The organism is Citrobacter sp. Cpo148 (assembly GCF_030332375.1).
GTDB lineage: Bacteria > Pseudomonadota > Gammaproteobacteria > Enterobacterales > Enterobacteriaceae > Citrobacter > Citrobacter portucalensis.
Map to the genome: position 1 here is coordinate 278721 of NZ_JAOWHY010000043.1, position 25903 is coordinate 304623.

At 50.4% G+C, this 25903-nt stretch carries 24 protein-coding genes; 9 read left to right on the top strand and 15 right to left on the bottom strand.

What is annotated here, in order from left to right; genetic code table 11:
• Positions 1-77: 77 nt before the first annotated feature.
• Together ydgT and blr are read right to left on the bottom strand one after the other, a co-directional pair.
• Positions 78-293, bottom strand: coding sequence for a transcription modulator YdgT (gene ydgT, locus OGY10_RS11290; RefSeq protein ID WP_008784684.1), 216 nt, complete (start codon positions 291-293; stop codon positions 78-80).
• 291 nt (positions 294-584) lie between these two features.
• Positions 585-710 carry a division septum protein Blr gene (blr, locus tag OGY10_RS11295; protein WP_003029134.1) on the bottom strand — a complete coding sequence of 42 codons (126 nt, stop codon included), beginning with the start codon at positions 708-710 and terminating at the stop codon, positions 585-587.
• A gap of 241 nt (positions 711-951) precedes the next feature.
• On the opposite strand from blr, the gene OGY10_RS11300 reads away from it, so the two are divergent.
• Positions 952-1992, top strand: coding sequence for an oxidoreductase (locus OGY10_RS11300; protein WP_071446495.1), 1041 nt, complete (start codon positions 952-954; stop codon positions 1990-1992).
• A gap of 104 nt (positions 1993-2096) precedes the next feature.
• Here the strand turns inward: OGY10_RS11300 and add are convergent, their stop codons facing one another.
• On the bottom strand, positions 2097-3098 hold the full coding sequence (gene add, locus OGY10_RS11305; protein WP_003029130.1) for an adenosine deaminase: 1002 nt from the start codon (positions 3096-3098) through the stop codon (positions 2097-2099).
• A gap of 442 nt (positions 3099-3540) precedes the next feature.
• On the opposite strand from add, the gene OGY10_RS11310 reads away from it, so the two are divergent.
• On the top strand, positions 3541-3957 hold the full coding sequence (locus OGY10_RS11310) for a DNA breaking-rejoining protein (protein WP_249418626.1): 417 nt from the start codon (positions 3541-3543) through the stop codon (positions 3955-3957).
• Between the two features lie 44 nt (positions 3958-4001).
• Here OGY10_RS11310 and OGY10_RS11315 read toward each other — a convergent pair whose 3' ends face one another.
• The 3 genes from OGY10_RS11315 to malX all read right to left on the bottom strand — a co-directional run bounded on the left by OGY10_RS11315 (position 4002) and on the right by malX (position 8324).
• Complete coding sequence (locus OGY10_RS11315) at positions 4002-5351, bottom strand: sensor domain-containing diguanylate cyclase (RefSeq protein WP_071446494.1); 1350 nt, start codon at positions 5349-5351, stop codon at positions 4002-4004.
• A 197-nt stretch (positions 5352-5548) separates the two neighbouring features.
• On the bottom strand, positions 5549-6721 hold the full coding sequence (locus OGY10_RS11320) for a MalY/PatB family protein (RefSeq protein WP_191226054.1): 1173 nt from the start codon (positions 6719-6721) through the stop codon (positions 5549-5551).
• A gap of 10 nt (positions 6722-6731) precedes the next feature.
• On the bottom strand, positions 6732-8324 hold the full coding sequence (gene malX, locus OGY10_RS11325) for a maltose/glucose-specific PTS transporter subunit IIBC (RefSeq protein ID WP_286576757.1): 1593 nt from the start codon (positions 8322-8324) through the stop codon (positions 6732-6734).
• A 169-nt stretch (positions 8325-8493) separates the two neighbouring features.
• Here malX and OGY10_RS11330 point away from each other — a divergent pair, with 169 nt between their 5' ends.
• The gene (locus OGY10_RS11330) at positions 8494-9522 is read left to right on the top strand and encodes a Mal regulon transcriptional regulator MalI (protein WP_125363523.1); all 1029 of its coding nucleotides are present in this window, start codon (positions 8494-8496) and stop codon (positions 9520-9522) included.
• A gap of 47 nt (positions 9523-9569) precedes the next feature.
• Here the strand turns inward: OGY10_RS11330 and OGY10_RS11335 are convergent, their stop codons facing one another.
• Together OGY10_RS11335 and manA are read right to left on the bottom strand one after the other, a co-directional pair.
• Positions 9570-11078, bottom strand: coding sequence for a YdgA family protein (locus OGY10_RS11335; protein ID WP_137377875.1), 1509 nt, complete (start codon positions 11076-11078; stop codon positions 9570-9572).
• A gap of 106 nt (positions 11079-11184) precedes the next feature.
• Positions 11185-12360, bottom strand: coding sequence for a mannose-6-phosphate isomerase (gene manA / locus OGY10_RS11340; protein ID WP_191226053.1), 1176 nt, complete (start codon positions 12358-12360; stop codon positions 11185-11187).
• A 262-nt stretch (positions 12361-12622) separates the two neighbouring features.
• On the opposite strand from manA, the gene fumB reads away from it, so the two are divergent.
• Positions 12623-14269 (top strand): class I fumarate hydratase, encoded by a 1647-nt coding sequence (gene fumB / locus OGY10_RS11345; protein ID WP_003832822.1) that lies wholly within the window; start codon positions 12623-12625, stop codon positions 14267-14269.
• A gap of 141 nt (positions 14270-14410) precedes the next feature.
• Positions 14411-15814: a class II fumarate hydratase gene (fumC, locus tag OGY10_RS11350; RefSeq protein ID WP_003028966.1), complete on the top strand. Its 1404-nt coding sequence runs from the start codon at positions 14411-14413 to the stop codon at positions 15812-15814.
• Here the strand turns inward: fumC and tus are convergent.
• From tus to OGY10_RS23720, 3 genes are all read right to left on the bottom strand, one after another.
• Positions 15811-16740, bottom strand: coding sequence for a DNA replication terminus site-binding protein (tus, locus tag OGY10_RS11355; protein WP_048235429.1), 930 nt, complete (start codon positions 16738-16740; stop codon positions 15811-15813). The two genes, fumC and tus, sit on opposite strands and share 4 nt — an antisense overlap.
• Before the next feature lie 73 nt (positions 16741-16813).
• Complete coding sequence (rstB, locus tag OGY10_RS11360; protein WP_008784698.1) at positions 16814-18115, bottom strand: two-component system sensor histidine kinase RstB; 1302 nt, start codon at positions 18113-18115, stop codon at positions 16814-16816.
• A gap of 230 nt (positions 18116-18345) precedes the next feature.
• Positions 18346-18864 carry a hypothetical protein gene (locus OGY10_RS23720; protein ID WP_032943361.1) on the bottom strand — a complete coding sequence of 173 codons (519 nt, stop codon included), beginning with the start codon at positions 18862-18864 and terminating at the stop codon, positions 18346-18348.
• Positions 18865-19098: 234 nt separating this feature from the next.
• Here OGY10_RS23720 and OGY10_RS11370 point away from each other — a divergent pair, with 234 nt between their 5' ends.
• A complete protein-coding gene (locus tag OGY10_RS11370) occupies positions 19099-19443 on the top strand; it encodes a DUF1294 domain-containing protein (RefSeq protein ID WP_032944411.1) in 345 nt (114 codons plus the stop codon).
• Between the two features lie 26 nt (positions 19444-19469).
• Here OGY10_RS11370 and OGY10_RS11375 read toward each other — a convergent pair whose 3' ends face one another.
• Complete coding sequence (locus tag OGY10_RS11375; RefSeq protein ID WP_032943363.1) at positions 19470-20261, bottom strand: MBL fold metallo-hydrolase; 792 nt, start codon at positions 20259-20261, stop codon at positions 19470-19472.
• A gap of 189 nt (positions 20262-20450) precedes the next feature.
• Between OGY10_RS11375 and OGY10_RS11380 the strand changes: the two genes are divergently transcribed.
• Both OGY10_RS11380 and OGY10_RS11385 read left to right on the top strand, forming a co-directional pair.
• Positions 20451-21293, top strand: coding sequence for an aminoglycoside phosphotransferase family protein (locus OGY10_RS11380; protein WP_125363470.1), 843 nt, complete (start codon positions 20451-20453; stop codon positions 21291-21293).
• Positions 21294-21413: 120 nt separating this feature from the next.
• Positions 21414-22442, top strand: a complete 1029-nt coding sequence (locus OGY10_RS11385) for a HoxN/HupN/NixA family nickel/cobalt transporter (protein ID WP_191226051.1) — start codon at positions 21414-21416, stop codon at positions 22440-22442.
• Between the two features lie 66 nt (positions 22443-22508).
• Here the strand turns inward: OGY10_RS11385 and rstA are convergent, their stop codons facing one another.
• A complete protein-coding gene (rstA, locus tag OGY10_RS11390; RefSeq protein WP_191226050.1) occupies positions 22509-23252 on the bottom strand; it encodes a two-component system response regulator RstA in 744 nt (247 codons plus the stop codon).
• 117 nt (positions 23253-23369) lie between these two features.
• Here rstA and OGY10_RS11395 point away from each other — a divergent pair, with 117 nt between their 5' ends.
• Positions 23370-23705 (top strand): GlpM family protein, encoded by a 336-nt coding sequence (locus OGY10_RS11395; protein ID WP_008784705.1) that lies wholly within the window; start codon positions 23370-23372, stop codon positions 23703-23705.
• Here the strand turns inward: OGY10_RS11395 and folM are convergent.
• Together folM and OGY10_RS11405 are read right to left on the bottom strand one after the other, a co-directional pair.
• On the bottom strand, positions 23702-24424 hold the full coding sequence (gene folM / locus OGY10_RS11400) for a dihydromonapterin reductase (protein WP_100272502.1): 723 nt from the start codon (positions 24422-24424) through the stop codon (positions 23702-23704). The two genes, OGY10_RS11395 and folM, sit on opposite strands and share 4 nt — an antisense overlap.
• Positions 24425-24460: 36 nt before the next feature.
• Entirely contained in the window at positions 24461-25843 is a 1383-nt protein-coding gene (locus OGY10_RS11405) for an amino acid permease (RefSeq protein WP_032943370.1), read from the bottom strand.
• Between the last annotated feature and the right edge of the window lie 60 nt (positions 25844-25903).

Here is a 25903-nt window from a genome sequence, read left to right on the forward strand (position 1 = left end):
TACGCGCGCAATCAATCATGCCATTCATTTTGGGGCAATTATTATAAAGCTTTTAACGTTGAGCGCTACTTTCTTCTTTATTGCACGTAATGCCAGACTGATTTAGGTACCTGACCAACATCAAACAGACGACCTCCGGAGATAAGCTCCGCACGGCGATGGTCTGCGGCACGGTACATATTGATAATGTCGTTATCATCGGTGAGCGTGTAGTTAAGATGGTCGAACAGTTTTTCCAGACTTTCGAGCGAACTGATTTTGCGGAATTTTAATAAGTAATCCTGAACGGTCATAAATGCAGATCCATATTAATAAAATAATACCAACGGAGTAGAAAATATAAAAATAAACAACGAGCACAGGTCAAAGCGCATTTACGTGCAAATGTAAGAAGAGTGTTCATACCTGTGAAAAATCAGGCGCTATGCGCGTCTTGAGCAAGGGTAACGCGCTTAGCGATCGCTGGCAATATGCAGCGGAGCGGGACGCGGCATAATTCGCTTTTTTTGACAGAAAGCGATCTTTTGCCGGCAGACCCTGCAACTACCAATGTTAATTGCCGGGCAATAAAAGGCTGCGGATGCTTATTTCTTCTGCACTGCCGCAACGGGCTCTGGTGGCTGGTAATTGTCAATATGATTGGCAACACCCAGCAGGATCACGGAGACGGCGAGAACAATCCAACCTGTTAATTCAATAAGACGATTCATTACTGATGACATTTGCTTTGATTTATCCATAAACACAGGCTGCAAATGTTACTAATCTCTCATTAATACAGCAAGATGATTGGGAACGTTTTCTACCTCTTTTTCGCTGCAAGTTAAGCATAAGTGGCATATGTTTGACTTAAGTTAAAAAACAACCTTTGTAGCGCAAAGGTTATTAAACTATTGAGACGTTGCAAGGTATGGTGTGAAATAGGTAAGTCCTGAATTGAGAGGCAATAACATGAGTGACAACATCCGCGTTGGGCTAATTGGCTACGGTTATGCCAGCAAAACCTTCCATGCCCCACTGATTGTGGGCACGCCGGGTCTGGAACTGGCTGCAGTGTCCAGTAGTGATGAAGCAAAAGTGAAGGCAGACTGGCCTACGGTGGCGGTTGTTGCTGAGCCTAAGCATCTTTTTAACGATCCAAATATCGACTTGATTGTGATCCCCACACCAAACGACACGCACTTCCCGTTAGCGAAAGCAGCGTTGGAAGCGGGCAAACATGTGGTTGTTGATAAGCCCTTTACCGTGACACTGTCACAAGCGCGTGAGTTGGATGCGCTGGCGCGCAGCCTCGGGCGTGTGTTGTCTGTGTTCCATAACCGTCGCTGGGACAGTGATTTTCTGACGCTGAAAGCTCTGCTGGCGGATGGTGTTTTAGGTGAGGTAGCGTATTTCGAATCCCATTTCGATCGTTTCCGCCCACAGGTTCGTGACCGTTGGCGTGAACAGGGCGGTCCGGGAAGCGGTATCTGGTACGATTTAGCACCGCATCTTTTGGATCAGGCGATTAATCTGTTTGGTTTGCCCGTCAGCCTGACGGTAGACCTGGCCCAGCTGCGTCCGGGCGCGCAGGCGACGGATTACTTCCATGCCATCCTGACGTATCCGCAGCGTCGTGTGATCCTGCATGGCACCATGCTCGCTGCCGCAGAATCGGCCCGTTATATTGTGCATGGATCGCGTGGCAGCTATGTGAAGTATGGTCTTGACCCGCAGGAAGAGCGCCTGAAAAATGGCGAGCGACTTCCACAGGAAGACTGGGGTTATGATATGCGCGATGGCGTATTGACGCGAGTCGAAGGCGAAGAGCAGGTTGAAGAAACCTGGCTGACCGTACCGGGCAACTATCCGGCGTACTATGCTGGCATTCGGGATGCGCTAAACGGCAACGGTGAAAACCCGGTACCGGCGAGACAGGCTATCCAAATTATGGAGCTGATTGAGCTGGGTATAGAATCAGCGAAACATCGTTCGACGCTGTGCCTTGCCTGATTAGGTAAATGGTGCAAGGCGATACCTTCCTGGCATCGTATCCGGCCTACGTTGGTTTTCATTGTAGGCCGGATAAGCGTTAGCGCCATCCGGCACTTTACCTGTTACGCTGCGGCGACTTTCTCGCGCAAGGCTCGTTTTTCCTCGTTACTCAGGAATGCCATTTCCAGACCGTTGATTTGCGCCTGACGGATCTGTTCGCGCGTTAGGCCTGCAGCTGGTGCGGCAATGGTGTACTCGTGAATAATATCCACACCCTGAACAGCCGGGTCGTCCGTATTCAAACTGGCGATAACGCCATGCTCAAGGAACGTTTTCAGCGGATGGTTCGCTAGTGAGGCAACGGTGCTGGTCTGAATGTTTGATGTCAGGCAGGATTCGATGCCGATACGGTGCTCGGCGAGGTAATCCATCAACGCACGATCTTCAACGGCTTTAACGCCGTGACCAATACGCTCAGCGCCTAGCTCTTTAATGGCCTGCCAGATGCTTTCTGGTCCCGCGGCTTCGCCCGCATGCACGGTGATATGCCAGCCGGCATCGCGTGCCTGGTTGAAGTGAGACAGGAACAGGCTGCCCGGGAACCCCAGTTCGTCACCGGCCAAATCCAGCGCCGTAATATGGTCTCGGTGGGCTAACAGCGCATCCAGTTCCTGCAAGCAGGCGGCTTCGCCAAAAGTACGGCTCATAATGCCAATTAAGCGTGCTTCGACGCCAAAGGTCTTGCAGCCCTCGCGTACGCCTGCGATGACGGCTTCAACCACACCTGCAACCGGGAGCTGATGCGCCATCGCCATGTAGCCTGGGGAAAAACGCAGTTCAACATAGTGCAGGCCGTTACGTGCTGCGTCCTCAATATTTTCAAATGCCACGCGACGACACGCATCCAGCGAGGCCAGTACCTTCACGCCCCAGTCGAGCTTGGATAAAAAACTCACTAAATCTGGCTCAGTTGATGTGACTTGCACATGAGGGATCAGCGTTTCCAACGTTTGTGCCGGAAGCGTTAAGTTGAACTGACGGCCCAGATCCAGGATCGTTTGTGCACGGATGTTACCATCAAGGTGGCGATGGACGTCGGTCAGGGGGAGGGAAGTATCAATCATGGTCGCACTCGTGTATTTAGGTAAAGTGCAGGCCATTATACAACAGAAAAATGTTCCTCTAAAAACTTTAAAAAAAGCAGTGCAGAGTTCGGGGTTATGGGGAAGCAAGCATCGCCAAATTGTTGACCATGCTGTTAGTGTACTAACAGAGTGGTGTTCCGACTCCCTGATCCTTGAGACCGTATCACGTTGCTTTTGCCTTGCGGTGGTAAGACGGGCGTAAAGTAAGCAATAACGCATTTCCTGCAGCATGTGTGTAATAAAATGATTTTATTTTAAGATTATTTACCTCGTTTTTATTTAATTACTGTCTGTCAGTGTTATTTCATTCGGATATTTATTTAATAACATTGCTAATAGCGAAAAATGGACACTTTCCAGTTTATGAATGTGCTGCGAGGTATGTTATAAAAACACAATAACGACTGAGGGTATTAATAAAGTGAAAAGTGTAAAGCTAATTATCAGTACAATGTTCTGTGGAAGTTTGCTGCTGGCAACTGTGCCTGCGCATGCGGCGTATAAAGCGGATGAAACGCATGTAATCCAGTTTAAGAAAGGCACCAGTGGCGCAGATATCAAGGGGACAATTACGGGTGATAAAACAAAAGATTATACGTTTGTCGCCAAAAAAGGGCAGACCATGCAAGCAGTTCTGAAAAGCGCCTGGCCTCATCCTTTCATGAGTATTATTGCACCGGGCGAACAATTCATTTTTGATGGCATGATGAGTGGTGACACTTATAAAAAAACGCTGCCTGCCAGCGGTAAGTATACCATCAGAATATATCAAAAAGGCGCGGCGAAGGATGAGGGGAAAACCAACGCATTCCAGCTGCACATGAAAATTACCAACTGATCATGAGGAAAAGATCGCCCTGGTGGTGATCTTTTCCTTTGCGATTAAACTTCTTCGCCAGAATAGGCCACAACGCAATTACGGCCTCGGTTTTTTGCCATATACAGGGCGCGGTCTGCGCAATCAGCAAGTTGTTCGGGGGCTGAACGGTTATCAACCGAGGTTACGATACCCAGGCTGATGGTGATGATGCGTGGAAAATCACCTTTAGTCGTGGCCTGAGTTTGTTGTTCTACGTGTTTTCTGATTCGCTCTGCGATGTTAAATGCTGCATCTGCGTTAGTTTCAGGTAGCAGAATAGCAAACTCTTCTCCGCCAATGCGTGCCACGATGTCGTTACGCCGACTCAGTCGCTGCATAATTTCTGACAGTTTGATTATCACTCTGTCACCCTGCAAATGTCCCCAGGTGTCATTGACCGACTTAAAGAAATCAATGTCGCAAAAGACAATGCTCAGGGGTTTATGGGGCGCTGTCATTTTTATCTCATTGCTGAGTGCGTTATAAAAATAGCCACGGTTGAAAAGTCGGGTCATCGGGTCGCGGACTGAATTTTCATAGGATAATTCATAGGCCTGACGTGAGGCTTTGTAGCGCTTGAAAATATCAGACATGAGCACGATCATCACGGCCATTGCGCTAAGGCACTCCAGGCCTCTGGCGAGATACCATCCAGCGGAGTCTATATGCGTGTACTTCAGCATAATGATGACACTTAACAGATTGCTCAGGGCAACCAGTGACATACTTACCCAAAACTGTGTTTTTAGCCGGGTTAATTTTGCCCCTAATAAAACGATACAGGTCCACAAGATAATGAGGACATAAATAAAGCTACCACGCCAGGGTCTAAGCCATTCAAACGTTTCTGTGTCAACCAACTGAAACGATATTGGCGTAATACGGATGGAGTAGAGGATAGCCATTACCAGATGCAACATGCACCATAAATAAGTGGCGTAAATAACTGTTTTACCATGTTTTTCTTTTTTATTTTTAAACGTATATAAATAGTATGTTGCAAAAAACAACCCCGTAATTAACATGTTCCTCATAAAGTATAAAACAGCAATGTCATTGTAGATGACACCAGGAAGGCCGTTTTTATAAAAATAAATATAGAGCGCAAGAAATAAGAAAACCCCCGAGAAATAAAACGCGCAGGCCAGGGGTAAAAGATATTTTTTGCGCCGATAACTCATGTAATTCATCGTCATAAAGCACCCCGTCTGAATGTGCAATACACCAGCAAAGGTTGCAATAACCGGGTAAAAAGAGAGGCTATAACGCTGATTACTAAAAGGGATATACCAAAGAAAAATGGATGTCGTTAGGGACAGGAGTAAAAAAAAAGTTAAATTCTTTTTGTGAATGTTTATTTGTGTTGTATTCATGATTTTTATGTATATAAAACAGCGCTATATTTCGGCTATCTTCTCAGCTTTGTATTTTGTCTTTTTGATTTTTATTGCTGTTGATTTTGACTGGCAGGAAAAGTCAGGGAGGAATTGGTATTAAAAAAACGATAAAAAACAGATTTGTTTTTTTATATAAGGAGTTGCGCAATGAGTTCTTCATTGCGCAAGACTATTTAACGTATTGTGCGGATGGCGTTAATCAACCCCTTAACGCCTTTTTCAAGTTTGGAACGTGGACATCCGGCATTGAGGCGCACAAAACCGCGTCCTTCTTCTCCGTATGTGTATCCGGGCATGATGGCGACTTTCTGCTGATGGATGAGTGCTTCCTGCAGTGCGTGGTCATCAAGGTTGAGTGGACGCAAGTCAATCCATGCCAGATAGGTGGATTGCGGAACCTGCCAGTTCAGTTCGGGGAATGCGTCATTCAGCTCGTGCGCGATGTAATGCAGGTTACTGGCAAGATAATCCCGCAGCGCATCAAGCCAGCTAGCGCCCTGTTGGTAGGCTGCGATATGTGCGCTAAGCGCGAGCACTGCAGGTGAGGAAAGACCATCCCGACCCTTTAACGCACTGAGGTAATCGTTGCGACTCTTCTCATCCTCAATAATCCCGTAAGCCCCGGTTAATGCCGGAATATTGAAGCTCTTTGAACCGGAGGTGAACAGCGCCCAACTGTCGCGCGCGACGTTACTCCACGGGATGTGCGGCTGGTCTGCCCATACCATATCCATATGGATCTCATCAGAAATGACTTTTACACCGTGGCGCTGACACAGCTCCGCCATGGTTTCCAGTTCATCGCGCGTCCACACCTTACCGGTTGGGTTGTGCGGGCTGCAAAGCAGGAGAATTTTGCTTTCAGGCCGGGACAGGGCTTTCTCTAGTGCAACCATGTCGCAAAACCAGCCGTCAGCGCGTTTTTCAAGTCCGACAGCGCATACCTGACGCTGATTACCTTCAATCGCTTTGTAAAACGCGTCGTAAGCCGGCGTATGAATAACCACCGCATCACCCGCAGAAGACCATTGGCGGATCAGCTCCGATACCATATAGATGACCGAGGGGCCATAAACCAGCGACTGAGGATTGATTTGGGTATTATGACGCGATAGAAACCAGTGGCTAATCGCCGCCAGAAATTCATCATTTTTCCAGCGACTGTAACCCAACACGCCATGTGACAGGCGCTGAGTCAGCGCCTCCAGAATGCAGGGGGCGGTGGCAAAATCCATATCGGAGATGGTGAACGGCAGAAGGTCGGCTGAACCAAAACGGTCGGCAACGTAATCCCATTGAGTACACCAGGTACCATGCCTGTTCACAACCTTTGAAAAATCAAACATATTATTGTCCTTAAGCCTGTACGGTGTTCATCAGAACTGCGATCTCATCTTTCACTGACTGGACCTGCGGACCAATAACAACCTGAAGATTATGCTGATTGAGTTGCACTACGCCAATGGCGCGATTGTCCTTCAGTGCCTGTACGTTCACAAGCGACATATCCTTTACTGACAAGCGCAGACGGGTAATGCAGTTATCAAGGCTGACAATGTTTTCCGCACCGCCCAGCGCCGCCAGAATGGCAGGGATGTTGTAACCGGATTTACCCGGTGCTCCCGCCATGACTTTATCGATATTGCTGGCAATTTCGACGTCCCGACCCGGGGTCTTCAGATTGAAGCGTGTGATGGCGAAACGGAAGATCACGTAGTACACCGCGAACCAGATCGCAGCCACGACAGGGACCAAATACCACTTGGTAGAGAGTCCGTGCAGGATGCCGAATACAACAAAGTCAATCAGGTTACCGTCCGTGTTGCCGATGGTGACGCCTAACACCGCCATCACGGTGAAACCAAGACCGGTCAGCAGGGCGTGGATTACATACAAAACAGGGGCAACGAACAGGAATAAGAACTCGAGTGGTTCGGTTGTACCGCCGATCACGCAGGCAATGAGACCAGAAATTAACAGCCCTTTAATTTTATGACGATTTTCAGGGCGAGCACAGTGGTACATAGCGAGCGCTGCCCCCGGCAAACCACCGAGGAACGCCGGCATTTTACCCTGCGACAGGAAGCGGGTTGCGCTTTCAGAGAAACCTTGTGTCGTTGGGCAGCTCAGTTGAGCCTGGAAAATAGTCAGTGCGCCGCTCACGCTGTGACCGCAGACTTCCTGCGTGCCGCCAGCTTCGGTGAAGCGAATGAGCGCCACCAGAATATGATGCAGACCAAACGGCAGCAGTAGACGTTCACCAGTACCAAACAGCATTGGACCAAATTCGCCCGCGCTGTTGATGATGTGGCCGAGCCCGTTAATGCCCATGGCGAAAACCGGCCAAACCAGGGGAATGACCAGGCCGACCAGTCCCATCACCACCGAAGAGATAATTGGTACAAAGCGGGTACCGCCGAAGAAGGCCAGTGCATCCGGCAGGCGAATGTTGTGGAAACGTTCATGCAGCATCCAGACGATGATCCCGGCAATAACAGCGCCGAGGATCCCGGTGTCGATCGACTGGATCCCCAGGATATTCTGTACGTTGTTAGCCTTCAGGATCGTGGCATCCGTGGTAGGCAAGATACCTTTCGCGGTTAACCAGAAGTTGACGGCAAGGTTCATCACCGCATAACCAACAAAACCGGCAAATGCCGCTACGCCTTTGTTCTCGCGGGCCAGGCCGAGAGGTATGGCAATACAGAACATCACCGGTAAGAAGCTAAACGCAAATGAGCCTACTTTGCTCATCCAGGTAAAAATAGCCTGCAGTACCGGATTACCCAATGCCGGAATCAGCGTTAAGACATCATGACTACTTAACGAGCTGCCGATCCCTAACATGATCCCGCAGAATGAGAGCAGAGCCACGGGCAGCATAAAGGTTTTGCCCAACTGCTGGAAAAATTCCCATAACGTAATTTTTGGTGTGGTTCTCGTCGTCATCAAACGACTCCTCGTAAAAGCTAGCTGACTAATGATGGCGAGAAGATAAAACGTTTTACCTAATTTTAGTGCGGTATAAATCACATTATCGAACGATAATAGGGCGTATAAATATATGTGATTGATAAAACGTTTTATCCGTCACGTTATCAGGGAGTTTTCCGTTTTTATGGCTATAGCCAAAAAAATAACCATCCATGATGTTGCGCTGGCCGCGGGCGTTTCGGTTAGTACCGTCTCATTGGTGCTCAGTGGAAAAGGCCGTATTTCATCCGCGACCGGCGAACGGGTGAATGCCGCTATTGAGCAACTGGGGTTTGTGCGTAATCGCCAGGCATCAGCGCTGCGTGGCGGGCAGAGCGGGGTAATTGGTTTGATCGTGCGCGACCTCTCCACCCCGTTTTACGCCGAGTTGACAGCGGGGCTGACGGAAGCATTAGAAGCGCAGGGGCGCATGGTTTTTTTATTACATGGTGGCAGAGATGGCGAACAGCTGGCGCAGCGTTTCGCTATGCTGCTTAATCAAGGGGTTGATGGTGTGGTGATCGCCGGGGCTGCCGGCAGTAGCGACGACCTACAACAACTGGCCGCCGATAAGGGGATTCCGGTAGTGTTTGCGTCTCGGGCCAGCTACCTGGATGACGTCGACACCGTCAGGCCTGACAACATGCAGGCAGCGCAATTGCTGGTTGAACATCTGATACGCCATGGACATCAGCGCATCGCGTGGTTGGGGGGACAGAGTTCTTCATTGACCCGTGCAGAGCGTGTCGGCGGCTATTGTACGACGTTGCTAAAGTATGGTTTACCGTTTCATAGCGACTGGGTGCTGGAGTGCTCATCCAGCCAAAAGCAGGCCGCAGAGGAGGTGACCGCGCTATTACGTCGTAACCCAACGATCAGCGCAGTGGTGTGCTACAACGAAACCATAGCCGTTGGCGCCTGGTTTGGCCTGATGAGAGCAGGGCGTCAGAGTGGTGAAATTGGCGTAGATCGCTACTTCGAACAGCAGGTATCGTTAGCTGGATTTGCCGATGTAGCGGAAAATGCACTGGACGATATCCCCATTATTTGGGCCTGTACGCCCGCGCGTGAAATGGGATATACCCTTGCTGAGCGCATGCTACAGCGCATTGGGCACGATGATGGTCATTCGCGTAACTTAACGCTTTCCGCCCGTCTGGTGGTGGCAAAATAAAAAAGGCCCGATAAACACACGGTTATCGGGCCTGTTGTCACGCGTATTTACTGTTGCGGAATAGCCGGGACATCCGGCTCGCCGAGAGAAGGCATACCGAACATACCAACAAACTCATCCAGCGACATTTTTTGTCCGTTTAACGTAACCTGACCGTTTGCATATTGCAGGCTGGAGCCGATGACGTTGTCCTGCATCGTTGTAATCCGGAACATCTGACCCATTGCCGCCAGGCCATTCACCTGTTGCTTCGCCAGATCGGCCGCTTGTTCCTGTTGATAGCCTTCAATTTTGGCAATCTGCGTCATGAACTCAGTCGCCATATCAACCGGAATCGTCAGCTTAGCATCCAGTGATTTGACCGAACGATCCACTTCCTGAGCCAGCGTTTGTGGTTCCTCAGTATTTGCTGTCGGATCTTTTAGCAGCAGTGACAGATTAAATGCAGTTTCACCTTTTGCATTTTTCCAGCTCAGCGGGGCAATGGTGATAACCGGCTCGCCTTTCATCAGAATCGGCAGCGCATTGAAGAAGGCTTCAGTGACTTTTTGCTGATAAAGCTCAGGATTTTGTACCACATCAATCTGCGCCATCAGCGCCTTGGTTTGGGCGCTATACTGCTGACTGAACTGGTGTAATGCTTCACCGTCAATCTGGCCAACTTTCAGCGTCAGTTTACCGCTACCCATATCCTGACCCTGCAATTTCAGGCTGTTCAGCGTGTAATCCAGCTGGCTGTTGACAGTTTTACCCTCGTTGATCAGATCGGATTTGCCATCAATACCCATGCCTTCCAGTACCGCCAACTCTTTACCTTCGACGGAAATCGACAGTTTATCGAGTGACAATTTTTGGTCGCCGATGCGCTCACCAAAGCTGGCAATACTGCTGGAACCCTCAGTTTTCAGGTTATTGAAAGTCATTTGTACTTTCTGGTCATACTCGTTGACCGCATTGACCACGCCGCTTTGCGCATTGCCTGTCAGCGAGACAGCGTTACCTTCTTTGTCTGCTGTAAACTGGAATTCCCCGCCGCTGAAGGCTACTTTTTCGTCGCCTTTCTCATAGTTCAGTGGTTTGAGGGAGAGATCGGAACGGGTATCGCCGCTGTAGCCGATTCGGGAATTAATGACAAATGGCGACTCACCTTTGGCAATATCAAACAGCGGTTTGGTAACGTCGTTATTGACCAGAGTCGTTTTCACGGAGGCCATAGCCGGGACCAGATTCAGTGATTTCAACTGAGCTAGCGGGAATGGACCGTGATCGACGGTTTCATTCAGGACGATACTTTGCCCCGGTTTTAGCCAGGAATCTGCCTGCCCGGCGATTGGTTTCACCACCAATTGCAGTTGGCTATTAAACACCCCGCGCTGGTAGTTTTGATAACTCAGTTCAATGCCCGCCTCAGGGGAGAAACGTTTTAACTGATCGTTTGCCTGTGTCACCATCTCGGCGAGATGCGTTTCAAGTTTCTTACCTGTGTACCAGGCGCCGCCCGTCCAGACGATACCCAGCGCAACTACCACACCCGCAGCTACCAGCGATTTTTTCATTTCGATATCCATAAAATAAAACCAGGCGTTTGAAGACGCCTGGAGGAGTGACATGTCTTTAACACACTACAGCTTAGCAAGAGTTGTTAAAAATATCAGTATCTTGCTATAGCTTGTTATAAACCCGGGCTAAACGACCTGCGCCACTGATGTTAACCGGCGATTCATTCGCGCCAATAAAGGCCGATTCACCCGGTCGCAGAACCAGACGTTGCTCGCCTTTGCTCAGCACGGCTTCACCCTCGATGCAGAACAAAATGGCCGCACTTTGCTGGCTGATATCTGCGCCACTGGTAGTAAGCTCATGCAGGGAGAACGCAAAATCATCAACCGGGATTGGGAAGTCCAGTTCACCATCAGATTCAACCGGCGTGGTCAGTAACTGGTTTGCTGGCTTGGCGACAAACTTCACGTTGGCGACCAGTTCCGGGATATCAATATATTTTGGCGTCAGTCCGGCACGCAGCACGTTGTCCGAGTTAGCCATCACCTCAAGCGCCACACCTTGCAGGTAAGCGTGCGGGGTTTCGGCAAATAAGAACATAGCCTCGCCTGGATTGAGTTTCACCACATTGAGCAGCAGCGGGGAGAAGAGCCCACTGTCGTTCGGGTAGACGTCAGCGATCAGACGGATGGTTTGCCAGGGTTCACCCTGCTGGCTGTTCAGCGCTGATTTCAGGATCGCCAACGCATGGGATTTCTCCTCATCCTGCATATTCAGCAAGCTGGCGAAAAGATAGCTCAGACGTTCCGCACTCGGCTCTTCCAGGAAATGTGCAATAGCCGGATGTGCGGCGGAAACGGGTTGTAACAATGCAACAATGTCAGAGAACTCGCGGAATGCGTTCATCGCCAGGAAAGGCGTCAAAGCAAATACCAGTTCTGGTTTGTGGTTAGGATCTTTGTAGTTGCGCTCGGCGGCATCCATCGGGATCCCCGCGGCGTTTTCTTTGGCAAATCCAATTTCAGAATTGTGCTTGTTAGGATGAACCTGAATCGAAAGTGGTTGAGCAGCGCAGAGTACTTTAAACAGGAAGGGCAGTTCACCAAAACGTTGCGCAACAGCATCGCCTAGCAGTACGGATTTATCGTGCTCGATAACGTCGCGCAGAGCAACCGTCTGACCGTCAGCGCCCAGAACCTGCGAACTGCTTTTCGGATGCGCGCCCATCCACAACTCAGCCATCGGTTGCTGAGTGGGGTTGGCAATGCCATAGAGTTCCGTTAACGCCGTTTTACTTCCCCAGGCGTAGTTCTGCACTGAGTTGATGAGTTTTTGCATTATCAAGCCCTGTTTCAATGTTGAATTTTCTACGGCTATTAAACCAAGAAACCCTGAGGGAAGTAACCTGCACATGTAAAAAGTCGTACTTGTCTCAGTTTTTGTTAAAAAAATGTGTAGGATATGGTGACTCGCTTTTAATACCCTGAGTAATTCCGGTTGCAGAAAGCTCTTCCTTCTACAACCGGATCTGCGGCAGGGAAGCAGGGCAATGGAACATCTGCCCAGAGAATAACCAGACCGAGCAGTAAGTGAGAGCACAATGTCAAACAAACCCTTTCATTATCAGCATCCTTTCCCCCTCAAAAAGGATGATACCGAATACTATCTGCTGACCAGCGACTATGTCTCTGTTGCCGAATTTGAAGGGCAGGAGATTGTTAAAGTTGCACCGCAAGCCTTAACCCTGCTGGCTCGTCAGGCCTTTCATGATGCGTCGTTTATGCTGCGTCCCGCACATCAACAGCAGGTAGCTGATATTCTGCGCGACCCGGAGGCCAGCGAAAACGACAAATATGTGGCCCTGCAATTCCTGCGTAACTCTGACATCGCGGCAAAAGGCATTTTGCCGACCTGTCAGGACACCGGAACTGCGATTATCGTGGGTAAAAAAGGTCAGCGTGTCTGGACCGGTGGGGGTGATGAGGAGGCGCTGGCGCGAGGCGTCTATAACACCTACATCGAAGACAACCTGCGCTATTCACAAAACGCAGCGCTGGATATGTATAAAGAGGTGAACACCGGTACCAACCTGCCAGCACAAATCGATTTGTATACCGTCGACGGAGATGAATACAAATTCCTGTGTATTGCCAAAGGTGGTGGTTCGGCGAACAAAACCTATCTGTACCAGGAAACCAAAGCGCTGTTAACGCCGGGCAAATTAAAAAATTACCTGGTTGAGAAAATGCGTACGTTGGGCACTGCGGCCTGTCCGCCGTATCACATCGCGTTCGTAATCGGTGGAACATCGGCAGAAGCCACGCTGAAAACGGTCAAACTGGCTTCTGCAAAATACTACGACGAATTGCCGACAGAAGGTAACGAACATGGTCAGGCATTCCGCGATGTAGAGCTGGAAAAAGAGCTGCTGATTGAGGCGCAGAATTTGGGGCTTGGCGCGCAGTTTGGCGGGAAGTACTTCGCGCATGATATCCGCGTGATCCGCCTGCCGCGTCACGGCGCGTCGTGTCCGGTTGGAATGGGCGTTTCTTGCTCAGCCGATCGAAATATCAAAGCCAAGATCAACCGTGAAGGTATCTGGATCGAAAAACTGGAACATAATCCTGGCAAATTTATACCGGAAGAGCTGCGCCAGGCGGGAGAGGGCGAAGCGGTGCGCGTTGACCTCAATCGTCCGATGAAAGAGATTCTGGCTCAGCTTTCCCAGTATCCGGTTTCCACGCGTCTGTCGCTCAACGGTACAATTATCGTTGGCCGTGATATTGCGCATGCGAAACTGAAAGAACGTCTGGATAACGGCGAAAGTTTGCCGCAGTATGTTAAAGATCACCCGATCTATTACGCAGGTCCGGCAAAAACGCCGGAAGGCTATGCCTCTGGTTCGCTGGGGCCAACCACTGCCGGACGTATGGACTCGTATGTTGACCAGCTTCAGGCCGCTGGTGGGAGCATGATTATGCTGGCGAAAGGCAATCGCAGCCAGCAGGTGACCGATGCTTGCCATAAACATGGCGGCTTCTATTTGGGCAGTATTGGCGGCCCCGCCGCGGTGCTGGCTCAGGGCAGTATCAAGAGCCTGGAGTGCGTGGAATACCCGGAACTCGGGATGGAAGCCATCTGGAAAATTGAAGTAGAAGATTTCCCGGCATTTATCCTGGTAGATGACAAAGGCAACGATTTCTTCAAGCAAATTCAGACGTCGCAGTGCGCACGCTGCGTTAAGTAACGTCAGCCGCCCTTCGGGGCGGTTTTTTTTACCGCACGAACCACCAAACGACAGCTTTATCCTCGTTAATACTCATAAGACCAATGCAAATGGGCAATGTCGAAACATAACCTAATCAACTGTTAATGTAAGGAGCAGGTAATGGTAACGGTACGCCGCGAGAATGATTCAATGGGGGCGATTGATGTTCCTGCCGATAAGCTTTGGGGCGCGCAAACCCAACGTTCGCTGGAGCATTTTCGTATCTCTACGGAGAAAATGCCGGTCTCGCTGATCCATGCGCTGGCGCTGACGAAACGCGCCGCGGCAAAGGTTAACCAGGATCTGGGGCTGCTGGCGGAGGATAAAGCCAGGGCTATTATGCAGGCTGCAGATGAGGTGTTGGCAGATAAACACCGCGATGAGTTTCCGCTGGCCATCTGGCAAACCGGCTCAGGCACGCAAAGCAATATGAACATGAACGAGGTGCTGGCAAACCGGGCCAGCGAATTGCTGGGCGGCGTGCGGGGGATGGAGCGAAAAGTACACCCCAACGATGATGTCAATAAAAGCCAAAGCTCGAACGATGTCTTCCCGACCGCAATGCACGTTGCCGCACTGCTGGCGCTGCGTAAATCTTTGATCCCACAATTAAATGTGTTGACCAAAACGCTCAGTGATAAGTCCCACGCTTTCGCCGATATCGTTAAAATTGGTCGTACACATCTGCAAGATGCAACTCCACTTACGCTTGGCCAGGAGATTTCCGGCTGGGTAGCAATGCTTGAACATAACCTCAGACACATTGAAAACAGTTTACCGCATGTGGCAGAACTGGCGTTGGGGGGAACCGCGGTAGGTACCGGACTGAACACTCATCCCGAATACGCCCGCCGGGTCGCGGACGAACTGCGGGTCATTACCTGCGCGCCGTTCGTTACCGCTCCGAATAAATTTGAAGCGCTGGCCACCTGCGATGCCCTGGTTCATGCCCACGGAGCGCTAAAAGGGCTGGCAGCGTCGCTGATGAAAATCGCCAACGATGTACGCTGGCTGGCATCTGGCCCGCGCTGTGGTATTGGCGAAATTTCAATTCCGGAAAACGAACCGGGCAGCTCGATCATGCCGGGTAAAGTCAATCCTACCCAGTGTGAAGCGCTGACCATGTTGTGCTGCCAGGTGATGGGTAACGATGTCGCCATCAATATGGGCGGGGCGTCAGGTAACTTTGAGCTCAACGTCTATCGACCGATGGTCATCCACAACTTCCTGCAGTCGGTACGCCTGCTGGCGGACGGTATGGAAAGCTTCAATGAACATTGCGCGACGGGAATCGAGCCCAACCGTGAACGAATAGATCAACTGCTCAATGAGTCGCTGATGCTGGTGACCGCGCTCAACACCCATATCGGTTACGATAAAGCGGCTGAAATTGCCAAAAAAGCGCATAAAGAAGGGCTGACGCTAAAAGCCTCCGCTCTGGCTCTGGGATATCTAACCGAAGCGGAGTTCGACAGCTGGGTACGTCCGGAGCTGATGGTTGGCAGCATGCGGCCAGGCAGTTAATCCGCAACGTACAGGTGCAGCCGGGGAATAATCAATCTCAACGGCTGCGCCTGAGGTTTAAAGCGATGCTGAACGTTATCGGCATCGTAATTCAGTAACTCGCCAATATCCGGTACGGTCATACCGTTGTCGTTATTAAGCAAAGCAATCAGTGGCGTCGGGCAGGCATATTGCACCTGTTTTTGCTCTCCTTTGTACCAGACGCGGGCAATAGGCTGCACTTTTACCGGCCTTTTAATTTTCAGGCGGGCCTGCTGCGGTAAGTCGGCGATATCCTGATATTCGCGTTCAAGCTTCGCCTGCCATTCTTCACGTGTCCAGGGATGTACGCTGCGCGGTGAGGTCAGGCTTTTTTCCAGTTGCTGCAGTACTTCATCGCGTTTCAGGTTTTTAATAATGTGCTTGTTAGCCCAGCCGAATCGCAGGGTGGCAGGATCTCTGACAACGGTGAGTGTGCGATAGGCATTCAGTGTAATCAGCCCCGGCAGGTGGCGATGCACCCATTCGAAACGTGCTGCCGGCGCCAGCCCTGACTCTACTGTAACAATGCGCTCGAAGGTGGTTTTCAGCTGGTTTATACGCTGGATTTGTTCTTCCAGAGCACATTGCCCCGCATTATCAACCTGGTAGCACAATACACCCGGTAGGCGGACGGCCGCTTTGCTGCTGCGGTTTTCGGACTGCTGCTGAATAAACAGGTGACGGTAATGGCGCAGTGCCAGAGCTTCAGCCTCTTTGCCTAAATGCTGCTTAACATCAATGCTCTGCAGAGGGGCATGCTCTGCCTCTTTGACCACTTCCGGTAACGAGAATACGCGGGCAATCAGCAGCGTCTGCTGCAACAGGTTTTCGTTCAGAAGCGCCAGTTCTTGTTCCATCTGGCGAAAGGTGCCGTTCAGGCGGTCAACGAGATCGTAACGGGCCATAGATTTACCGTTTTAGTTACAACATACTTTTTTATAGCACAACATTCACCGCCTGGCCACCGAGCAGAATAGGTCAGGCAGCCGAAATTTCAGGAATGTTATGCCAGACGTGCCAACGGAAAGTAAACCGGGCGCCGCCAAGTTCACTTTCATCACAGACGACCGTCCCTCCCATAGCCAACGCTATTGAGTGGACGATGGCTAACCCAAGCCCACAACCCCCGGTCGCCCGATCACGGCTGGGGTCAAGGCGTACAAACGGTTCAAAAACCTGTTCGCGAGCGTCTGGTGCAATACCGGGGCCGTCGTCTTCCACTACCAGCGTGGCTTGATTGCCGTTCAGCAGCAGACTGGCTTGCACCGTTGACTGGCAATAGCGCAGGGCATTATTCAGCAAATTATCCAGGACCCGCTCCATCAGGCGCATATCCAACGCGCCGTAGTCGCCAGTTTCGAGATGACGTAATTGCACCGCACGGTCAGGATTTACGCTTTGCACATCCTCCAGATGGGTTGTCAACCAAGCAGGCAGGTCCGGTACGCTGAGTTTCAGTTCATTTTGCGGGCGATCCAGGCGGGCGTAGGTCAGTAACTCTTCTATCAACGCTTCCAGTTGGCCGATATCACGATTCAGCGCCTGAGATTCCTGCTCGGTGAGGTTATCACTCATTTCCAGCCGGTAACGTAAACGTACCAACGGGGTACGAAGCTCATGGGCAATACCATCGATGAGCTGTTTTTTACTGGCGATCAGCGCATTGATATTGTCGGCCATTTGGTTAAACGCTACGCCCAGGCGCTCAAAGCTGGAACCGCTGTCAAAATGAAGGCGTTCACTCAGATGTCCTTCACCAAAACGTTGTGCGGCGGATTCGAGTCTGAGCATTTCCTGCCAGTGCGGGCGCATCCAGATCAGTACCGGGAAGGCCAGTGAGATAGCAATAAACGCCATCAGCGCGATGTCCAGCAAGCGCATTTGATGGAGAAAATAGAGGTAGGGAACCGGACCGACGGCCAGCACATAATGGCTGCGAGGAATGCGTTGAATGAAGGTGTATTGATCGTCAAGTGCCACAATATCGCCTTCGCGCAAACGCTGCATGGTTGGGGCATCCAGTGTGTACTTATTCAGCGGTTCAACGCGCAGGTCAAATGAGAGGTTTAAATCCATCTCCTTCAGCGTCTTACCCCAGTCGCGTGGCGGGATTTCGCGTAGTTCACTGCGCATCAGGTACAACGAGCTTTTCATCAAATCGTCGAGCGACTGTCTGCCTGCGCGTTCTGCGGTGAATTTGTATACCAGACCGACTAATAGGGTCATCACCAAAAAGCAGACAAACAGCAGGAGGTAAAACTGTACAAACAGTTTCTTCATAAAAAATCACCGAACGCTCAATAAGTTAGCGAGTGCACGTGTCCCTCAGGGGAAAAGTGGGCACAGCGGTATCCGCCGATGCGTGGGTTCAGAAAGGTTCTCCGATCACCATCCGGCGTGCTTGTCCACGCAGAGTACACTGTATATCTCTTTTCTGCATTCTTATGGCTCCTACGGGCGCGGAATGACCTTTCGCTGGATCACGCATTGCTTTCTACGCTGTAAGTTAATCAAAATCGGGGTGGGGTTGTTCTGGCGTATGTCACGACCGCACCTAAAAGGTTACTTCGTTTCTCAACGTAGATGGTGTTGTTATATTCGTAGTTACCTTCGGGATAGCAAATTCTGATGTTAGTCCCGAGATCCGGATCGTCAACATCAGCCCCCGAACAACTTTTAGAACTTCCTGTAGCATAGACGTATGTGGCGGTATAGGACGAGGGGACACCCGGAATGAACCAGGTTATCGCCATAACCATGATCACTGAAAACAGCACCATGGCAATGCTGATGCCACCAAATAATTTCAGATAGGTTTGGAAGGGACTTTTTTTCATTATCCCATTACCTACCAGAAATAAGGTAATTAACAATGACACTGCCAGAGAAATAAGCATGAGGTATTTGGATGTGAGCGGGTAGAGAAATGTCGCTCTGTATACCGTTACCTTCCACCAGTAAAAGAGAAAAATTGCGCCGAGAGATGAGACGGTAATAAAAAACAAATATGGATATGAGTATTTTCTCATCCTTGTGACTCCAGAACAATTTCTCCATTTGGGTTTAATAAATTATCATTTGTTTTGAATAATGAAAACGACTCTCTTGTTTGAATTGTTAGGTACCCCGCAGACCAGAGAATTTGCGCTATCTTTGGGCATATAGGCATAATAATAAAAGGGATATTCTCACCCGTGGCAGGGATGACTGACCTTGCGTATAATGCGTGCCGATACTTCCTGAAAAGTGCTGTGACTGAAAATATGAATCTCAATCGCTGTTGTTATTCGCTACTCATTTTCGCAGCGGTCGGCTGCATTTTCACCGCTTATCCTCTTGTTATATGGTTTCTACTCGCCAACGTTTTGACGCTGCTGTTATACGGCGTGGACAAAATGGCGGCACGCAAGGACTGGCGCAGAGTGCCGGAATCCACATTGCTGGTGTTTGGCGTTGTGGGCGGGTGGGGCGGCGCGATAGCGGGTCAACAAATCTTTCGCCATAAAACACAAAAGCAGCCTTTCAAAACCTACTTCATTATCAGTGTGATAGTGAGTGTTTCTGTGATGGGCGTGATTTATAAGTTCTATCCATTTTTACCTTCCTGAGCATGGTTGGTGAATAAACTGCCGGTTTATTTGAGGCAGGAAATATATTTTTCACCTGAACGGCGCACAATTTCATCGGCATTTTGCGTAATATCTTTACCTTCAAATGCGCCGTAAAGTTGCTTAAATTTCACTGTTCTCAGGCGTTGGATGATGTCGCTGACGGTGGCGGCTGGCAACGGTAGCATATTGGGGTAGCTCCACATAAATGAGACTGCATGGGCACCTGGTGTAACTTGAACGATGTCGCCAGAAAGCACCACGCCTTCGTCACGCGCCCAGTGCAGGACGCAGCCGCCAGCAAAGTGCCCGCCGAGACGTATCATCGTGACGTCACGGGTTAACTCAATGGTGTCGCCATCCCAGAATCTAATCCACGGGCTGTCACGCATTACCCACCTTCTGTCGCTGGCATGAAGGTAAATCGGCGCGTTAAATTCCGCAGCCCAGTCCTGCATGGTGGTGTAGTAATGAGGATGCGAAATCGCGATAGCCTTAAGGCCGCCAAGGGACGTTATTAGCGTTTTTGTGGCATCGTCGAGCGTGGCAATGCAGTCCCACAGAATATTTCCTTCTGGGGTACGCACAAGAAACGCGCGCTGATCAATTGCAAAATCAGGAACGGTGCGGATGCTGAGGAGGGTACTGTCGTGTTGCTTCCACTTATTTGTATGCGATGCACACAGGGTGTCAAAATCGATCCATTTCTGCCCGCTTGTGGGGACATATTGACGTTCATCCAGGCAGATATCGCAATGTTCCGGATGGGCGCCAGTTACCTCATAGGATGTTCCACAGGTTTTGCATAACGTGATCATCGTGTCCTCCTCATATACCGAACACAGTCAGCATGGCACACAGATACACAAGGATGTGCCTGTTAGTGCTCTACCCGATAAGTCAGTGATGATGGAAGTGGGGGTTGTGGCTCAACCAAAAGAAAACAGGAATAATGCCGACACGGATCCTTTTGATTACCATCTTCCAGAGAAAAATGAGGATATTGTTTGGAAAATCGTCTGTTCAACATCTGGCTCAACCGTTGGGGGCTCACTCCAGATGGTGAACCGTTTGAAACGCACACATCGCAGCTTTTGCCTGTGGTGGTGGTCAAGGACGGGCAGAAAGCCATACTAAAGATCACCGATGATGACAGTGAACGGATCGGCTGTGAACTCATGGTCTGGTGGAACGGAAATGGCGCAGCGAAAGTACTTGCTCATGCAGCAGGGGCGATTCTGCTGGAACGTGCGACAGAGACATGGTCTTTAGCGGACATGTCCTGGACTGGCAACGATGCGCAGGCCTGTCGCATTATTTGCCATGCTGCCAGTAGACTCCATCTCTCCCGAAATGCGTCTACGCCTGCGTTAACACCTCTGCACCATTGGTTTCGCGATCTGGCTCCTGCCGCGAAAAAGCATGGCGGTATCCTGACGCGTTGTGCTGCGGTGGCAAACTTACTGCTATCTTCACCCCATGATGCAGTCGTATTACATGGCGATCTACACCACGGCAATATTCTTGATTTCGGAACGAGAGGATGGCTGGCTATCGATCCCAAAGGGCTGGTGGGCGAGCGTGGCTTTGATTACGCCAATATCTTTACTAACCCCGATCTTGCCGAACCTACCAGACCTGTCGCCATTGAGCCTGAAAGATTCACGCAACGAGTCAACATTGTGTCTGAAATCGCCAGAATTGAACGGCAGCGTTTACTGATGTGGATTGTTGCCTGGTGTGGGTTGTCGTCCGTCTGGTTTCTGCAAGAGGGTGACAGCGCAACGGTACCTCTGCGTATTGCGGAGCTAGCGATGACAGAACTTGCTTCAGGTGGTAATCAATTTTGATCTACGACACTGGGTTAGTAATTCTTAAGAGTTATCATTAGCCTGGTAAACGTTGTATTAATCAATCAATGAACGGCGGTGTGGTGTGTTGTTGAGCGAAAATTTGACAGGCCGGAAACAATGAACGCATTGTTTTCATTATTAAAAAAACGCCCGAATATTCTTTTGTTGATGGTCTTACTCATCGGGGCAAACATCGTAGCGTGGCTGTGGGCTTTCACCGCGTTTAGCAACAATACTTCCTTATTGGCACTGAGTCTGATTGCGTGGTGCTATGGTTTGCGCCATGCCGTTGATGCCGATCATATCGCCGCGATAGACAGCGCGACGCGTAAACTCATGCAGCAGAAAAAACGTGCCCTGACAACGGGGGCCTGGTTTTCTCTGGGACACTCTACCATTGTGGTGCTGGCCAGCATTGGCATTGCGCTAACTACCAGCGTGTTTAAGCAACATATGGCATGGTTTCAGAATGTCGGTGGTCTGATAGGAACTACGGTCTCTGCCGTATTTTTGCTGATTCTGGCTACCATCAATCTCATTATTTTCTGCCAGGTCTGGAAGGCATTCCGCCATCTTAAACGCACCGGTACTTACGATGGCACCACGGAAGACATTACAGTTTCAGGCCCTCTGAACTGGCTTTTCCGCTCAGCGTTTCGGCTGGTAGGTAAAGACTGGCATATGTATTTTGTCGGCTTTCTGTTTGGTCTGGGTTTTGATACCGCCACTGAAATTTCTTTGCTGGGAATTTCTGCTTCAAGCGCGTCCAGCGGCATGTCAGTTTGGTCAATTCTCGTATTCCCGGCGCTGTTTACCTGCGGTATGGCGTTAATTGATTGTCTCGACAGTATTCTGATGGTTGAGGCCTACGGATGGGCGTTCAATAAGCCGCAACGTAAGCTCTATTACAATATGACCATTACCGGGACTTCCGTGATTATTGCGCTATTTATTGGCGGGCTGGAGGCGCTGGGACTTCTCTCTGACGCGTTTTCGCTTCAGGGGGGGGGGTGGGATACCGTCAGCAATTTGAGTGACCATATGGGGAATGTCGGTTTTGCGATTATTGGCGTCTTTATCGGCTGCTGGATTATCTCCGCCGTAAACTATCGTTGGAAAAAATACGACGGACTGACGTTTAGTTAGCTATCAATGTGACAGTGTAACGCCAGATAATTATGAGAGCCGATCAAAGTGATCGGCCCGGTTGGATTACTTATGAGGCTCGTCGTCCCAGGCGTGCGGTGCGAACAGATAACCTTTGTTGCGTACCGTTTTGATTCGATAGGGTTCAGTCGCGTTATCGAGCAGTTTTTTGCGTAAGCGGGAAATCGCGACATCGACGCTGCGATCCATGCCGTCATAACTTACGCCGCGCAGGTTTTTTAGCAACGCATCACGGTCCATAATCTGCCCGGCATGGGTTGCCAACTCCCACAGTAATTCAAAATCAGCGGTGGAAAGAGAGATTTGCTCGCCGCCGAGCAGCACGGAGCGGTTGGTGGGATCGATAGTGAGTGTGCCAAAACGAAGCGTTGTGTGCGGTGTGATGGTTGCCGCCTGAATGCCTTTAGACTGTGCTGAGTGTTCATTCTGGCGCAGGTGCAGGCGCAGGCGAGCCAGCAGCACAGCTGGCGGCGTTGTTTTCAGGATGTAGTCACAGGCACCCATTTCCAGCGCCAGGATATGGTTCATGTCGCTGTCCAGCGAGGTGAGCAGAACAATCGGGCCTTGCCAGCGTCCGCGTAAATCGCGGCAGATAGTCATCCCGTCTTTGCCCGGCAGCATGATATCTAATAACACCAGATCGGGTTGAACGTGCAGGATTTTCTCCTCGGCCAAATCACCACGAGATTCAAGGATAACCTCAATATCATGCCGGGCCAGATAGGCTGCAATCAGTGAGCCAACTTCGGGATCATCTTCAACAAATACGATGGTGTTCATATCATTCATTTTGAATATAAAACGCCAACATACACCGCCCCGGTTTTTCCTTCCATTAATCTTTTCTAAACAAGAACGCTTCCGTTATGCTAGAGGCTGATGTTATTGATGTGTTAAGGCAGAGAGATGGGACTCGTTATAAAAGCGGCGCTCGGTGCGCTGGTGGTGGTGTTGATTGGTTTGCTGGCGAAAACAAAGAATTACTATATTGCTGGATTAATTCCACTGTTCCCGACGTTTGCGTTGATTGCCCACTACATCGTGGCCAGTGAGCGTGGGATCGAGGCGTTACGTACAACCATTGTATTCAGTATGTGGTCGATTATTCCCTATTTTGTCTACCTTGTTTCACTGTGGTATTTCACCGGGTTTATGCGCTTACCCATCGCGCTCGGCGGTGCAGTAGTGTGCTGGAGCCTGAGCGCGTGGTTACTGATCTTTTGTTGGATCAAACTGCACTAACGTAGATGACGCCCGCCATCAAGGGCAAAACTACGTCCGGTGACAAAACAACTGGTTAGTAGGTAGTCAATTAAATCAATGACCTCTTTTTCACCAGGCGCGGTTTTCATCAGTGATTTGTTTAGTGCCTGCTGGCGATACTCTGCATCGTCACCCTCGTTAAACAGGATAAGTGAGGGGGCAATCGCGTTCACTTTCACTTCCGGTGCCAGTTTGCGCGCGAACGAACGGGTCATATTATCCAGCGCCGCTTTGCTGGCAGCATAAGCAATGTGCTTGTCGCTTCCACGCTCCACAACATAATCCGTAAAATGGATGATGTCGCTGGCTGCGTGCCCATGACCACGTAGCAATCCTTCCAGCGCGTGGTTGAGCAGGTAGGGCGTATTGACGTGGATCTGCATCATGCGTGAAAGTACTTCGCTAAGCGGTGTGCCGGGTTTTTCGGCGACCCAGGCGCTGGCATTGTGCACAATGGCGCGCAAGCCATCCGTCTGCGCTTTGACCTCATCAGCAAAGGCCAGTACGCCTTCATCCGTGGAAAAGTCAGCCGGGATACAAATCGCGCCCGCTTCTCGCAGGCCGTCAATGGCAGGATAGTGAGTTCGGTAGCTGACGATAACTGGCTGTTTTTGGTTCAGAAAGTGCCATGCGACGGCGAGGCCGATACGACGACCACCTCCGGTGATAAGAATTGGCAAAGAGTTTTTTTTACCCATCGTAATCTCCATATGTCGCGAACGATGGGTATAACGTTATCCCATCAGCATCCAGGTAGCCGGCACAGCAGCAACAAGCAACAGGCCGATCAGCGCCATCTCCTGGCGTTTTAATACGTTTTCATGCGTGTGCGTTTTACGGGCATAAAGGAAAACCAACAGCCCTGGCGCATACAACACTACAGACAGCAGTAGGTGCATCGGACCTGACGCATACAATAACCATATGCCATAAATACTCGCGCCGATACCGACAGCCTTATGAATCGGACGGGTGGCAATTTTTAACAGAAATGCGCCGACCAGCAAATAGGGCACCAGAATCATCTCTGAGGCGATTGTCAGTAACGTATTGTAGTCGGAGCCTGTGAGCCAGATTAGCACAAGGCAGATTTGTACGCAGATGTTGGTTAGCCACAGCGATGCCGATGGCGCACCCTGTGCATTCTGTCGCGCAAAAATACGCGGAAACGCTTTGTGCGTGGAGGCGAGGAACGGCACTTCAGCCGCCATAATCGTCCAGCTTAAATAGGCACCACACACGGAAACAATCAGACCCGCGGCAATAATAATTTCGCCCCATGGCCCCATCATTTTAACCATCAGACCGGCCATTGATGGATTGCGGATCTCTGCCAGTTCTGGCCGCGCGACAACGCCGAGGGATAGCAGGGTGACTAACAGGTAAACGCCCAGTGCGGCGAGTACAGCTAACAGCGTGGCGCGACCAACATCGCGTTTATTTCTGGCGCGGGCAGATACCACCACCGCGCCTTCCACACCAATGAAAACCCACAGGGTGATGAGCATGGTGTTTTTGACCTGCTCCCAGACAGGCACGCCCAACGCGACGCCGGTAAAATCGAGAGTAAAGGTGTCGAGCTTAAACAGCATGAATGCCAGCACGATAAAGAGGCCTAGCGGCAATAGTTTTGCCAGAGTAGCGGCCAGGTTAATGCTGGCCGCGGTTTGTACTCCCCGCAACACCAGAAAATGGACTATCCATAACAGTACCGATGCGCCGGCAATCGACTGCCAGGTATTACCGTCGCCGAACAGACGTAATTCCGGTGTGTCGGTAAAGAAACTGAGCGCAGAGAAGACGATGACCAGATACGAAACGTTAGCGATAACAGCGCACAGCCAGTATCCCCACGCAGAGCAGAAGCCAATCAACTCGCCGAAACCTTCACGTGCATAGGTGAAGATACCGCCGTCCAGTTCAGGACGGATACGCGTCAGGATCAGCATGGCAAAGGCGAGCAAAAGAATACCCGCACCGGTAATCGCCCAACCAATCAATAATGCGGCCGGGCTGGCTACTGCTGCCATATTTTGTGGCAGGCTGAAAACGCCAGCGCCGAGCATTGAGCTTAAAACCAGCGCGGTCAATGCGCTCAGACCCAATTTCTTTTCCATTTGTATCCAGTTACAAAAACGAGAGTGAGAGAATAATTATTTTGGCAAACCGCATAAAAA